At 75.0% G+C, this 13,366-nt stretch carries 13 protein-coding genes; 6 read left to right on the top strand and 7 right to left on the bottom strand.

Features of this window, described 5'->3' with window-relative positions; translation table 11 throughout:
* The first annotated feature begins 103 nt into the window (after positions 1-103).
* The 4 genes from ACIF6L_RS27580 to ACIF6L_RS27595 all read left to right on the top strand — a co-directional run bounded on the left by ACIF6L_RS27580 (position 104) and on the right by ACIF6L_RS27595 (position 2,932).
* A complete protein-coding gene (locus ACIF6L_RS27580; RefSeq protein WP_396490110.1) occupies positions 104-514 on the top strand; it encodes a VOC family protein in 411 nt (136 codons plus the stop codon).
* Positions 515-634: 120 nt separating this feature from the next.
* On the top strand, positions 635-1,018 hold the full coding sequence (locus tag ACIF6L_RS27585; protein WP_396492596.1) for a VOC family protein: 384 nt from the start codon (positions 635-637) through the stop codon (positions 1,016-1,018).
* A gap of 284 nt (positions 1,019-1,302) precedes the next feature.
* Complete coding sequence (locus ACIF6L_RS27590; RefSeq protein ID WP_396490108.1) at positions 1,303-2,064, top strand: dienelactone hydrolase family protein; 762 nt, start codon at positions 1,303-1,305, stop codon at positions 2,062-2,064.
* Positions 2,065-2,263: 199 nt separating this feature from the next.
* On the top strand, positions 2,264-2,932 hold the full coding sequence (locus ACIF6L_RS27595) for a hypothetical protein (protein WP_359838720.1): 669 nt from the start codon (positions 2,264-2,266) through the stop codon (positions 2,930-2,932).
* Between the two features lie 109 nt (positions 2,933-3,041).
* On the opposite strand, the gene ACIF6L_RS27600 is transcribed toward ACIF6L_RS27595, so the two are convergent.
* Together ACIF6L_RS27600 and ACIF6L_RS27605 are read right to left on the bottom strand one after the other, a co-directional pair.
* Positions 3,042-3,674 (bottom strand): NAD(P)H-dependent oxidoreductase, encoded by a 633-nt coding sequence (locus ACIF6L_RS27600; protein ID WP_329485772.1) that lies wholly within the window; start codon positions 3,672-3,674, stop codon positions 3,042-3,044.
* A gap of 300 nt (positions 3,675-3,974) precedes the next feature.
* Positions 3,975-4,631, bottom strand: a complete 657-nt coding sequence (locus tag ACIF6L_RS27605) for a GPP34 family phosphoprotein (protein WP_359809066.1) — start codon at positions 4,629-4,631, stop codon at positions 3,975-3,977.
* 405 nt (positions 4,632-5,036) lie between these two features.
* On the opposite strand from ACIF6L_RS27605, the gene ACIF6L_RS27610 reads away from it, so the two are divergent.
* Positions 5,037-6,269: a serine hydrolase domain-containing protein gene (locus tag ACIF6L_RS27610; RefSeq protein WP_396490107.1), complete on the top strand. Its 1,233-nt coding sequence runs from the start codon at positions 5,037-5,039 to the stop codon at positions 6,267-6,269.
* An 80-nt stretch (positions 6,270-6,349) separates the two neighbouring features.
* Here ACIF6L_RS27610 and ACIF6L_RS27615 read toward each other — a convergent pair whose 3' ends face one another.
* From ACIF6L_RS27615 to ACIF6L_RS27630, 4 genes are all read right to left on the bottom strand, one after another.
* Complete coding sequence (locus ACIF6L_RS27615; protein WP_396490106.1) at positions 6,350-7,390, bottom strand: NAD(P)-dependent alcohol dehydrogenase; 1,041 nt, start codon at positions 7,388-7,390, stop codon at positions 6,350-6,352.
* 92 nt (positions 7,391-7,482) lie between these two features.
* Positions 7,483-8,250, bottom strand: a complete 768-nt coding sequence (locus ACIF6L_RS27620; RefSeq protein ID WP_329485776.1) for an SDR family NAD(P)-dependent oxidoreductase — start codon at positions 8,248-8,250, stop codon at positions 7,483-7,485.
* 47 nt (positions 8,251-8,297) lie between these two features.
* Positions 8,298-8,951 (bottom strand): TetR family transcriptional regulator, encoded by a 654-nt coding sequence (locus tag ACIF6L_RS27625; protein ID WP_329485777.1) that lies wholly within the window; start codon positions 8,949-8,951, stop codon positions 8,298-8,300.
* Between the two features lie 64 nt (positions 8,952-9,015).
* The gene (locus ACIF6L_RS27630; RefSeq protein WP_359809073.1) at positions 9,016-10,332 is read right to left on the bottom strand and encodes a DUF3533 domain-containing protein; all 1,317 of its coding nucleotides are present in this window, start codon (positions 10,330-10,332) and stop codon (positions 9,016-9,018) included.
* Between the two features lie 246 nt (positions 10,333-10,578).
* On the opposite strand from ACIF6L_RS27630, the gene ACIF6L_RS27635 reads away from it, so the two are divergent.
* The gene (locus ACIF6L_RS27635; protein ID WP_329485779.1) at positions 10,579-11,586 is read left to right on the top strand and encodes an NADP-dependent oxidoreductase; all 1,008 of its coding nucleotides are present in this window, start codon (positions 10,579-10,581) and stop codon (positions 11,584-11,586) included.
* Between the two features lie 68 nt (positions 11,587-11,654).
* Here the strand turns inward: ACIF6L_RS27635 and ACIF6L_RS27640 are convergent, their stop codons facing one another.
* On the bottom strand, positions 11,655-13,154 hold the full coding sequence (locus tag ACIF6L_RS27640) for a glutamate synthase subunit beta (protein WP_396490401.1): 1,500 nt from the start codon (positions 13,152-13,154) through the stop codon (positions 11,655-11,657).
* Between the last annotated feature and the right edge of the window lie 212 nt (positions 13,155-13,366).

Genomic DNA, 13,366 nt, shown 5'->3' on the forward strand with positions numbered 1-13,366 from the left:
CACAAGCCGTCAAGTTTTCTCCGTCCATCGGTCACGTTCCTTCGGCGAAGTCCGTCGATGAAGTGAGGCGGACCGCCTGACCGACCGATGGAAGGACCACACGGTGCTGACGAACATCATGTACGTAACGCTCTATGTCACCGACCAGGACCGCGCGCTGAGGTTCTACACGGAGCAGCTCGGCCTGGAGAAGCGCGTCGACTACCCCGGTCCTGACGGGCGCTTCCTCACCGTAGGTGTCTCCGGCGGCCCGTTGGAGATCATCCTCTGGCCGCACGCCACGGCCTCGGGGCAGCCGGCCGCGCTACAGCCGGGCACGACGCCCGGTCCGGTCTTCCTCGAATCGGACGACCTGCGGGCGGACTTCAAGGTGCTCCGCGAGCGCGGTGTGACCTTCGACCAGCCCGAACCGGAGGACTACGGGTACGGGATCCGGATCGAGGCCGTGGATCCCGACGGGAACCGGATCTCGCTGCGCCAGCGGGCGACCTGGCAGAGCAAGGGCGATGCCTGATCCTTCGTAAGGCCCGGTGGGGCCGGCGCGGTCCGGCGCCGGCCCCACCGGGCCCGAGCCGAGGCCGGCGGTCATGGCCAGGGCATTGACCGCGGGCCCGACCTGACGAGGTGTTCCAGCATGCCGATGAAGATCGACTCAAACATCGACTCAAAGATCGACTCGAAGATCGACTCAGTGATCGCACGACAGCGCGTCGACGACCTGGAAGCGGCCATCCCCTTCTACGAACGGCTGACCGGCCGGACCGCGAGCCGCTTCACCTTCGCAGGTGTGCGGCTGGCGAGCGTCGGACCCTTCCTGCTGTTCTGCGGTCCGGACGACGCGGTACGGACGTTCGCCGGAGTGAGTGCCACCCTGGCCGTCCCGGATCTGGCGGCAGCCGTCGAGGAGGGACGCGCGGCCGGTGCCACCGTGGTGATGCCGCCGCAACCCACCCCCAACGGTCACCGCGCGGTACTGCGGCACCCGCACGGGGGCGTGTACGAATACGTCGGCCCCTGAGCCGAGGTCGGTCCCTGAGCCGAGGTGAGGGTGAGGCCGCTCGTCGTCATCGCCGTCCAGGCCACCCACTGACCGGGGGGACGGGAGCGGACCCCGACGTCCGAGGGGCCGCCCGGTCCGGGATGCGATGACCGGGAGGCGGCGGTCGAGCCGGAGCGCTGCGTTCGCGAGGCGATCGACTGGGCTAGCATGCCTCTCCGGCAAGCCCACCCATGATCGTCAACAGGGCAGAGCCCGCGTGGAGTTCAGGACGCGCGGGTGCGACGTGGAGCGAAGGACGGACGATGGCGTACGAGATCGTTGCCGAGCAGATCCGGATCGAGGCGGCCGCGGGGGCGCCGCCGATGGGGGCCTACCTCGCACGGCCCACCGAGCCGGGGGACCACCCCGTCGTGCTCGTCGGGGCCGAGCTGTGGGGGGTGACGGAGGACGTCCGGAAGACGGTGCGGGACGTCGCCGCGCTCGGCTTCGTCGCTGTCGCGCCCGACCTCTACTACCGCGCGGGCGAGGAGGGGACGGCCGCCGGCATGGCGCAGAGCCCCGAGAACCGTACCCGGGCCTTCGCGCTGCTCGACGGGTTCGCCCGGGACGAGGTGGAGGCGGATCTGCGGGCCGCCGTCGCGCACGCCCGGCAGTACGCGGGGGCTTCGACGCGTACCGCCATGATCGGCTTCAGCCTCGGCGGGCACATCGCGTACTTCGCGGCGACCCGCCTCGAACTGGACGCCGTGGTGGCCTACTTCCCCGGCTGGCTGACGACCTCGGGCACGGCGCTGAGCCGCCCGGCCCCGCTCGCCGAGGACACCCCGGCCATCGCCCGGGTGGGCACGCGTGTGCTGCTGTTCTTCGCCGGCCGGGACCATGTGATCGGCGCCGCCGAGCGCGAGGAGGTCGTCGCGGGTCTCGCCTCGGCGGGCGTCCCGCACGAGGTGGTCGTCTACCCCGAGGCGCAGCACGCCTTCTTCTTCCCGGGCCACCCGCCGTACGACAAGGAGTCCGCCGAGGACTCGTGGCGCAGGGCGGGGGCGTTCCTGAAGGGTGTGTGACCGTCTGCCGGCGTCCGCGCGCGGACGCCGGCCGGCGGGGGCGTGTGCGGCCGCCGGACCGGAACCGGCCGGTGCCGTAGACGTCTCCTGCGCCATGACCTCGCCGCGCGGCGCCTCCGGCAGGAGCGCGAGCCCGCTCCTCGCGTTGTCGGTGGCGTGTGCCAGGCTGGGCCCGACCCACCTGAGGAGGAGCAGCATCATGCACAGGCCGAGCCGGCCCGAGGATCTGGACCACGGTGACCGGGTGTGGGCGAGGGCCGTCGCCTTCGCCCTCCTGGAGGCCGCCCACGGCAACCCCGAGGGCTACTGGCTGGACGAGCACGGGGTGTGGTGCGACGCGACGGGCGGCTCCTACTGGTGGCGCGTCACGCGGTGCGAGGGCGGCGGCGTCGTCTTCTGCGGGCAGGACTCCGACGGCAGCCGGACCCACGTCGACGGCCGGCAGATCGACTTCCTCGCCGGCGGTCCGTCGTGGCTGCCCTGGGAGGCGCTGCGCGAGGACGCCGAGGGGAACCTGTTCGGCTTCGTCTACTGGTGGCAGGCCGGGGCCTGGCACCGCATCCCGTACCCGGAGTCGCTCGACGACGACGGACTGTCCGGCGCCGCCGGGTGGTTGGGCTCGGAGGCGGAGTTCGCCGACGAGGCGGCCGAGCTCGCCGCCGTCCGGCCCGCGGACGCGGCGGCGTTCACCGATGCGCTCGCCCGGTTCGTCCGGCACGCCGAGGCGCGCACCGTGGACGCCGCGGTGGTGGCGGATCTGCTGGCGGCGGCCGGTCCGGAGCACGAGGACCGCCGTCCGCTCCTGCTGAAGCCGGCGCTGGACGTCGCCGAGCGGGCCGGGATCACCCGGCCCGCCGGGCGCGGCTGATCGCCCCGGCCGGGGCCACGGCCGGCGTGAGACGTGAGCGGGGCCGCCGCCGGGAACCACCCGGCCGCGGCCCCGCGACCCACCGACAGGACTACCGCGTGACGGACCCTCAGGCGGCCAGCGTCTTGAGCGTCTCGAACGCGGTGTCCCGGGACTTCTCCGCCAGCGGCTTGAGCGCGGCCATCTGCGGCACGATCGCGGCCAGGGTCAGCTCGGCGTGGACGAAGGTCAGGTCGTCCGCCAGGCCGATCGCGCCCAGGACGGCGCGCAGGTACGGCTCCTGGTAGTCCCAGCCCTCACGGGGGGTGCCGGGGGCGTAGGAGCCGCCCCGGGCGGTGACCACCACGACGGACTTGCCGCTGAGCAGGCCCGGGTCGCCGCCGGGAGCCACCATGTGGGCCGGGGTGACGAGACGGTCCACCCACGCCTTGAGCGTCGACGGGATGGTGTAGTTGTACATCGGGGCGCCGATGATCAGCGTGGTCGCCTCGCGCACCTCGGCGGTGACCGCCTCGCTGAGCGCCCGCTCCTCCGGGGTCTCGCCGTGCTCGCCGCTCGGGTCGAGCAGGGCCTCGCGGACGGCGTGCGTGATGTGCGGGACGGGCTCGGCACCCAGGTCGCGGTAGACGTAACCGCCGTCGGGGTGGTTCTCGCGCCACTGGGTGGCGAAGTAGGCGGACAACTCGCGGGACACGGAGCCGTCGTGACGAATGCTCGCGTCGATGTGCAGCAGGGAAGGCATGAAGGCGACCTCGGGTTGTATCAGGGGCGAATCAAAGCATCGCCACCGGTCGGCCGCGTCAGCGGTGTGACGCGGTCTCCGGTGCCGTCGAACCACGGGTGGTCATGGCCGGACACCCGGCCAGGCCCCCGGACGCGTCTCCGCCGCCCGTTCGGCGCCGGTACGCGATGTCGACGGTAGACATTGACGCCGACGTCAAAGCAAGCGCTTCACCACTCCTGCCCACTCGCTGCGTCGACGAACCGGCTCCGCGGCGCCCTGCTCCGCCGCTCCCCCACCTGTGCGGCCGGCGCTCCGTGCTCAGCCGCCGCCCATCCCGCCCTGCGCGGCCACCATGGTCGTCCCCAGCCCGTCGACCGCCTTGGCCAGCCCGGGTGCCCGCTCCCCCAGCCGCGCGGTGAGGGCCGCGATGCGCCCGGCGTGCGTCCGCTGCTCCTGGCGCGACAGCACCAGCCGCACCTGCCCGTGCGCGGCCAGCGCCGCCAGCACCGCGTCCGCGAACGCCACCTCGCCCACCGGCTCCTCGCCACGGACCAGTTCGGCCACCCGGAGCTGCCGGTCCAGCGCCTCCCGGGGGTCGGGCATCGCCACCGGCCGCCGCGGCACGACGGGGCCGTAGGGGTCACGGTCCCGGACCGTCAGCACGCCGAGGACGGCCAGCCGCTGCTCGACGGCGTCCAGCGTCTCCTCGCGGCCGCGTTTGATCCACGACTTCCAGCCGCGCCGCCGTGCGGCCACCTCGGCCAGGACGGCGTCCAGCACCGGGTCCCCGGCGGGGCCGGCGCCGGGCGCCACCAGCACCCGGCCCCGGCCGTCCTCGACGAGGTCACCGCGCTGGGCCAGCTCGGCCAGCGCGGCGGCGCGCAGCAGGAACCCGGCCCGGGTGCGGTCCTGGAGGGCCTGGGCCCGGGTGTCGTAGGCCATCAGGTAGGTGGCCAGGTGCAGCGGTCGGCTCATACCGCCGACGATACGGCGCACCGCCCCGGCCGCCATCCGCCCGCAGGAGGGCATCGGCCTCCCACCTGCGGCGTACCCCGCGGCACGCACCCGGACCGGGGAGCTGCCCGGCCCCGGCCGCGCTGGCCGGCCCGGGGATCCGACCGTCACCAGCGCCGGCCCCTGCGCCGACTTCTGGCTGCTGGGGCTCGTCGAACCCCGTTGAGCCGAACCCGTCGAGCCGAACCGCGTCGATGGGACGGACGGCCCCGGTCGATAGGCGGGCTCCTCCTCCTTCCGGCGGAGCCCGCACGACACCCCTGGGGGAGGCCGTCGCGACCTCGGGCGGACGCCCGCCCCGGTGGGCCGGGGCCAGGCTGGCATCAGCCGGAAGGGAATCCGGCGCTTCTCGGGAGGGACACCGTCATGACCGTCAGCACGTCACCGTCAAGGCTCCGCCGCTCGGCCGTCGGGGCCGCGATCGCCGCCCTGGCCACGGCCGGCCTCCTGGGCACCGCGGCGCCGGCGGCCCTCGCGGCGACGCCCGGTGGCGTCGTGGCAACCGCCCCGGCGCGGCCCGCGACCGACGCCGCCGCGCTGGACCGGGCGATCCGCGCCGTGGTGTCGGAGGGCGGCTCCAGCGCCGTGCAGGCCGAGGTGCGCGAGGACGGCCGCCGGGTGTGGCGGGGCGCGGCGGGCGTCGCCGACCTGCGCAGCGGGGCGCCGGTGCCCGAGGACGCCCGGTTCCGGATCGGCAGCGTCACCAAGACCTTCGCCGCCACCGTGGTGCTCCAGCTGGTCGCGGAGGGGAGGATCGCTCTGGACGCCCCGGTCGAGCGGTACCTGCCCGGGGTCGTACCGAACGGCGGCGCGATCACCGTGCGCCGGCTGCTGAACCACACCAGCGGTCTCTACAACTTCACGGACGACGCCCGGTTCAGCACCGAGGGCGAGGCGGCCGACCGCTGGCTGCGGGTGGGGCGCTGGACCACCTATCGGCCGCAGGACGTCGTCGACCTCGCCAACGCCCACCCGCCGTACTCGGAGCCCGGCCCGTGGCACTACTCCAACACCAACTACGTGCTGCTCGGGATGATCGTCCAGCGGACGACCGGGCACTCCTGGGCGGACGAGGTCGAGCGCCGCATCATCCGCCCGCTGGGCCTGTACGGGACGTCGATGCCCGGCTCCTCGCCCTTCGTCCCCGGGCCGCACGCCCACGGGTACCTCCCGCGGGCCGACGGCCCGGTCGACATCACCCTGCAGAACCCCTCCGCCTTCGGTCCGGCGGGCGCCGGGATCTCGACCACCGCCGACCTCACCCGCTTCAATGCCGCGCTGCTCGGCGGCAGGTTGCTGGGCCCGGCCGAGCTGGCCGAGATGAAGCAGCAGGTCACCACGGACACCGGGGGCGGCTACGGGCTCGGGCTGGTGCGGTACCCGACCGCCTGCGGCGACTACTGGGGGCTCAGCGGCGGGATCGCGGGCTACGGCACGATCGTGATGGGCGACGCCGCCGGGCGCCGGCAGCTGGCGATCTCGCTGAATCCCTACGAGCTGAGCGAGGCGACGGGCCGCACCTTCCAGGCGTTGATCGACACGGCCACCTGCGGCGGCGCCGCCGCGCCCACGGCCTCCGCCGCCCCGCCCGGCCGCTGACCCCGGCGCGGCCCCCGGACCGCCGCGGTGCGGTCCGGGACGGTCCGGACGGGCCGGGGCGGTCCGGGCCGCTCCCGCGCTCAGCCGTTCGGCAGGATCACCGCGCGGCCGTTGATCAGCCCGGCGTGCAGGCGCTCGTACGCCAGCGGGGCGTCGTCGATGCCGTAGGTCTCGACGTGCACCTCGACCGCGCCGGCCCGGGCGAGGTCCAGCACCTCGATCAGCTCGGAGCGGGTGCCCCAGTACGGGGAGGCCACCGACACCTCGTACGGGAGGGTGCCGAAGCCGACCGGCAGGGAGCCGCCGCCGAGGCCGACGATCGTCACGTCGCCCTCCACCGCCGCCATCGCGCCGGCCGAGGCCACCGTCGGCGGGGCGCCGACGAAGTCCAGCACCACCTGGGCGCCGACGCCGCCGGTGAGGGCGCGGACCGCCGCCGGTGCCGAGGCGTCCGAGAGCACCGCCTCGTGCGCGCCCACGGCCCGGGCCAGGGCCAGCTTCTCCTCCGTCACGTCCAGGGCGACCACCCGGGCCGCCGTCATCGCTCGCAGCAGCTGGATCGCGACATGGCCGAGGCCGCCGGTGCCGATCACCACGGCGGTGCTGCCCGGCACCAGCTTGCCCAGCGAGCGCTTGATCGCGTGATAGGGCGTCAGACCGGCGTCGGTCAGCGGGACGGCCCGCACCGGGTCGAGTCCGCCGAGCGGTACCAGGTGCCGCGGGTCGTCGACGATCATGTACTCCGCCATCGCGCCCGGGGCGCCCAGGCCCGGTGGGCGGATGCCGAGTTCGGCGGCGCGCAGGCAGTAGTTCTCCTTGCCCTCCGCGCATTTGGCGCAGCTGCCGCAGCCCCAGGGCCCGTACACGGCGACCGGGTCGCCCTCGGTGAAGCCGGTCACTCCGGCGCCGAGCGCCGCGACGGTGCCGACGCCCTCGTGGCCGAGGGTCAGCGGCAGCGGGAAGGACAGCTGCTCGGCGGGCAGGCTCATCACGGCGATGTCGGAGTGGCACACGCCCGCTGCGGTGACCTTCAGCAGGACCTGCCCGGGGCCGGGCTCCGGATCGGGGACGGTGACCACCTCGGGGGCGGCGCCGGCCGTGCGGTACTGGACTGCCTTCATCGTCGTGACTCTCCTTCGGTGCGGGCGCGTTCGGGACGGGCGTCCGGTGCGCGCGGCGTGCGGTGTTCCCCCTCCCCCCGGAATCGGCCGGGTCAGCGGGCCGCGTAGGCGCCGTCGACCAGGTGGTAGCTGCCGTGGACGAAGGAGGCCCGGTCGGACAGCAGGAAGGCGGTCAGCTCGGCGACCTCCTCCGCGCGGCCGAGCCGGCCGGCCGGGTGCAGCGCGACCAGCGCGTCGCGGGCGGCGGCGTCGGCGTCGCGCAGCAGCGGCGTGTCGATGAAGCCCGGGCCGACGGCGTTGATCCGCACGCCCTGGGCGGCGTACTCCAGGGCGGCCGTCTTGGTGAGGCCGACCACGCCGTGCTTCGCGGCGGCGTAGGCGGGCGAGCCGGCGAAGCCGTTGGTCCCGAGGATCGAGGCCATGTTGACGACGGCGCCGCCGCCGGCCGCGAGGATGGCGGGGATCTCGTAGCGCAGCGAGTAGAAGACGCCGTCCAGGTTGGTGGCCAGCACCCGCCGCCAGTCCTCGGGCTCGTAGGCGCCGGTGGGGGCGGCCGCCCCGGCGATGCCGGCGTTGTTGACGGCCAGGTGGAGGGCGCCGAGCCCGTCGACGGTGGCCCGGACGGCGGCGCGCACCGACTCCGGGTCGGTGACGTCCACGTCGACGGCCAGGGCGCGGGCTCCGGCGGCCGACAGCTCGGCGGCGGCCTCGCGGGCGCCCGCCGGGTCGAAGTCGGCGATCGCGACGGCGGCGCCGCCGGCCGCCAGTCGCCGGGCCACCGCGAGGCCGATGCCGGAGGCGCCTCCGGTGACCAGCGCGGTCCGGCCGGTGAACTCCTGGGTGTAGTCGATGCCGGTCATGGCGGTCGTTCCTTTCGTACCGGTGCGCGCCGGGTGGGCGCGCTCGTTCACACCGCCGTGCCGTCGGGTGGCGGTTCGGCGGTGAGCAGCTCGAAGGCCTGCTCCAGCAGGTCGGGCAGGTCGGGGGCCGCGCCGGTCGCGGGGTGCCGGACCCAGGCGCGGGAGGCGGCCTGGAGGGCCGCGACCCCGAGGCCGATGGCGACGGCCGGGCGCAGGTCGTGCTCGGCGTCCAGGCCGAGCCGGGCGGCGGCGATCCGGATGGACGCCTCCTCCTCGTCGACGCAGATCCGCCGGTAGGCGGCGGTCAGCGCGGGTTCCGCGGCGATCAGGCCGAACAGCTCGCGGACGCCGGGGCGCCGGTGCCAGGCCGGGTCGAGGTCGTCCCGCAGCCAGACCCGCAGGGCCGCGCGGTACGCGGTCAGCGGGGTCTCGGCGGCGGGGCGCTCGGCCAGGGCCGCGTTGATCCGGGCGAAGTCGGCCCGCAGGCAGTCCAGTACGGCGTCCTCCCGGGAGGGGAAGTACCGGCTGAAGGTGCGTCGGGAGACGTCGGCCAGGTCGGTGACGTCCTCCACGGAGACGGCGGCCAGGCCCCGCTCCAGGACCAGCCGCAGGGCCGCGGCGGCCAGCGACTCCCGGGTTCGGCGTGCCTTGCGTTCGCGCCGGCCCTCGGGGGCCGCTCCCGCTGCCTCTTCGATGCTCACGTCGTCCACCGTACACCCGGAAATGTCCCACTGGGACATGAGTCCCGGCGGGACATCCGACAGGTCAGCTCGGTTCGGGATGGAACCGGTGCAGGCCCTTGCGGTCGTAGTAGGTGGTCATCGCGAAGCCGAAGACCAGGGCCGCGACCGTGCCGATCGCGATCATCACCCAGGCCCGCGCCAGCCCGGCGTCGGCCTGCGCGTCGAAGTAGAGGATGGCCCGGACGCCGTCGCTGAGCTGGCGCATCGGCTCGAACACCGCCAGCCCCCGGTAGAAGGTCGGCAGCGCCTGGAGCGGGATGGTCGCCCCGGAGGACGGCAGTGAGAGGGCGATGAAGACGAACATGCTGATCAGCTGCCCGATCCCGCCGAACGCGGCGATCAGGGCCTGCGCGCCGAGCCCGACCGCCGCGCTGGCGCAGACCGAGAAGACCCAGAGCAGCGGCAGGTGCGAGGCGTCCATCCCGAGCACCACCACGGTCGCCAGCATCACCAGACTGGAGGTCAGCACCGAGAGGCAGACGGACATCACGCAGGTGACGGTCAGCGTCTGGGTGCGGCTGATCGGCACCAGCGGGTGCTGCATCCGCAGCGGCCCCAGCTCGCTGGCCGCGTAGCCGAGCGCCACGTCCACACCGTTGCTGATCACGTTGGCGCCCAGGAAGCCGGCCAGCACGAGGAGCAGCGTGTAGTAGAACGCCGTCAGGCCCAGCCCGCTGTGCGGGCCGATGGGGTGGCCGACCTTGACCTCGACGGCCGCCGGGTCGGCCAGCTGGAGCAGCGTCGCGTTGATCGCCGCACCGCCGCCGGCCGCCGGCTGGGCCTGCGCCTGCGCCGTCAGGGTCTTGCCGAGCTGCGTCGAGGCCTGTTGCGCGGCCGCCTGGGTGATCGAGGAGGCCAGCGAGGACGCGAGACTGCCCACCCCGGGGTTGGTCAGCACCGTCAGCGTGGGCCGCGGCGGCATCGGCTGCGCGGGCGCGCCCAGCGCGGCCACGGCGGCGGTGAAGCCGGCCGGGACCTCCAGCGCGCCCGCGAGCTTGCCCGAGGCCAGCTGGTCGTCGGCGGCGGCCTGGTCGAGCAGCCGCCAGGAGACCTGCCCCTGCGGGTCCGGCGCGGCCGCGATGCCGGCCGTGATCTGCGCGCCGAGGTTCTGCGGCTGGCCCGCCACGACGGCCCCCTGGTCGGCGTTGACCAGGCCGATCGGCAACCGGTGCAGGTCCGCCCGGGGGTTGATGATGCCGCCCAGGTAGAGCAGCGACAGCAGGAAGGCCACCGTGCCGACGATGACGGTCGGGACCATCCAGACCTTGGGGTTGCGGAGCACCTGCGAGGCCCGTACCCGTACCACCGCCACCCCGCCCTCGGGCCGCTTCGAAGTCATGGCTCTCCCGTGCGCGTCGTCCGGTCGTCCCGCCCCCGCCAGAAGGTAGCGGCCGACCTCCGTCCGACCGGCGCGCCTCGCCCGAACAGCCCGCAGGCCGACCCGGTCGGCAGCGTCCGGACCGGGTCGGAGGCGGGACCGCCGGTCCCGCCCTGGCGCACTGACTAAGCGCTTGCTTAGACTCTCCCTCGTCGCGGGAGGTCCGCCGTACCGCGCTCCAGCTCAGTCCAGCCACCGGGAGCCGCCATGTTGTCCGCAGAGAACCGTCAGATCCGCCTCGCCCGCCGGCCGGTGGGCGAGATCGGCCCCGAGGACTGGGAACACGTCACCGAGCCGGCCGCGGCGCCGGGCGAGGGCCGGTTCGCCGGCCGCACCCGCTACCTCTCGCTGGACCCGGCGATGCGCGGCTGGCTGGACGACCGCCCCTCCTACCTGCCGCCGGTCGGGATCGGCGAGGTGATGCGGGCCGGGTCGGTCGTCGAGGTCACCGAGTCCAACCACCCCGGCTTCGCCATCGGCGACCTGGTCGCGGGCCTCTTCGGCGTCCAGGAGCACGTGGTCTCCGACGGGAAGGGCGCCGTGCGGATCGACCCCGCGCTCGCCTCGCCGTCGACCTTCCTCGGCGCGCTCGGCAGCCCGGGCATGACGGCGTACTTCGGCCTGCTGGACGTCGGCGCGCTGAAGGAGGGCGAGACGGTGGTGGTCTCCGGCGCCGCGGGCGCCGTGGGCAGCATGGTCGGCCAGATCGCCAAGGCGAAGGGCTGCCGGGTCGTCGGCATCGCCGGCGGCGCCGAGAAGTGCGCCGTGCTGACGGACGAGCTCGGCTTCGACGCGGCGGTCGACTACCGCGCCGGGAACGTCCGGAAGGCGCTGCGCACCCTGGTGCCGGACGGCATCGACGTGTACTTCGACAACGTCGGCGGGGAGATCCTGGACGCCGCCCTGGCCTGCCTGGCGATGCGCGCCCGGGTGGTCGTCTGCGGCGCGATCAGCCAGTACAACGCCACCGACGTCCAGGGGCCGTCGAACTACCTGTCGCTGCTGGTGCGCCGGGCCCGGATGGAGGGCTTCGTGGTGTTCGACTACGCGCCGCGCTACAAGGAGGCCGCGCGGGAACTCGGCGGCTGGATCGCCGAGGGGCGGATCAAGGTGCTGGAGCACGTGGTCCGGGGCACGGTGGACGACTTCCCGCAGACCCTGCAGATGCTCTTCCGGGGCGAGAACACCGGCAAGCTGGTGCTCGAACTCGTCTGACCGGCCCGGGCGGCGCGGCGGCGGTGAGGGCCCGCGCGCGGCGCGACGGGCGGCGACGCGGCGGGCGCTCAGACGGCGAGCGGGCCGTCGGACGGCGAGACCGGTGCGGGCAGTTCGGTGTGCCCGCGCAGGTGGCGGTCGACGGCGGCGGCCACCGCCCGGCCCTCGGCGATCGCCCAGACGATCAGCGACTGGCCGCGCCCGGCGTCGCCCGCGACGAACACCCCGTCCGCCCCGCCGGCGAACTCCTCGTCGCGGACGAGGGTGCCCCGCGGGCCGACGGCGAGGCCGAGTTGGCCGACCAGCCCGCCGTCCCGGCCGGGCCCGGAGAAGCCGGCGCCGGGGAAGCCCGGGCCGGCGAAGCCGAGGGCCAGCAGGGCGAGGTCCGCCGGGAGGGTGCGTTCGGTCCCGGGCCGGGGGCTGCGGTCGCCCCGCCGCGCCTCGGCGAAGCGGACGGCCGCCAGCCGGCCGTCCGGGCCCGCCTCGAACCCCACCGTGGCCGCCGCGAACACCCGGGGCTCGGCGGCCGGGCCGCCGGCCTCCTCGTGCGAGGTGGTCACCCGGTAGACCTTGGGGTGCACGGGCCAGGGCTGGCCGGAGGCGCGGCGCCCGGGCGGGCGGGGGTTGATGTCGAACTGGGTGACCGCCGCGGCCCGCTGGCGCAGCGCGGTGCCCAGGCAGTCGGCGGCGGTGTCGCCGCCGCCGACGATCACTACGTGGCGTCCCTCGGCGGAGACCGGCGAGACGGGGTAGTCGCCCTCGTCGACCCGGTTGGCGAGGGTCAGGTAGCTGATGGCCTGGTGCACGCCGGCCAGCTCGCGGCCGGGTACCGGGAGGTCGCGGCAGCGGGTCGCGCCGACCGCCACCACCAGGGCGTCGCTGCGGGCGCGCAGTTCGTCGGCGGGCAGGTCGCGGCCGACCGCGACGCCGGTGCGGAAGACCGTGCCCTCGGCCCGCATCTGGTCGATCCGCCGGTCCAGCCGGTGCTTCTCCAGCCGGAACGCCGGGATGCCGTAGCGCAGCAGGCCGCCGATCCGGTCGGCGCGTTCGTAGACGGTCGTGGTGTGGCCGGCCCGGGTCAGCTGCTGGGCGGCGGCCAGCCCGGCGGGGCCCGAGCCGACCACGGCCACCCGCAGGCCGGTCAGCCGCTCGGGCGGCTGCGGCAGGTCGTAGCCGCTCTCCAGGGCCCGGTCGGCGATCGCCAGCTCTATGTTCTTGATCGTCACGGCCTCCGCGTCGATCGCCAGTACGCAGGCGCTCTCGCACGGGGCGGGGCAGAGCCGGCCGGTGAACTCGGGGAAGTTGTTGGTGGCCAGCAGACGCGCGGCGGCCGCTCGCCAGTCGTCGTGGGCGACCAGGGTGTTCCAGTCCGGGACGAGGTTGCCGAGCGGGCAGGCGTGGTGGCAGAAGGGCAGACCGCAGTCCATGCAGCGCGCGGCCTGGTCACCGGCGACCGGCAGCGTCGCGCCCTCCCGGTAGACCTCGCGCCAGTCCCCCAGCCGCTCCTGCGGGTCCCGGCGCTCACGGGGGTGCCGGGGCGTGGTGAAGAAGGCCATGCGGTCGGCCAGGGGATCAGCCATCGCGGTCTCCGGCGGGGCGTGCCATCGCGGGGCGGTGGCGCCGCCGTCCCGCGCCCCGACGGGCGCGCGACCGCACTGCGCACCACCGTGTGGCCACCGTACGCCCGCGAACCGCCCGGCGACAGCGGCCGGCCGTCGCCAGGGCGCCTCGGTCGGCCATGCTCGGGCGCCGGGTGGCCGGAAGTGAACGTTCCGGTCCG

The organism is Kitasatospora sp. NPDC086009 (genome assembly GCF_044540385.1).
Classification (GTDB): Bacteria; Actinomycetota; Actinomycetes; order Streptomycetales; family Streptomycetaceae; genus Kitasatospora.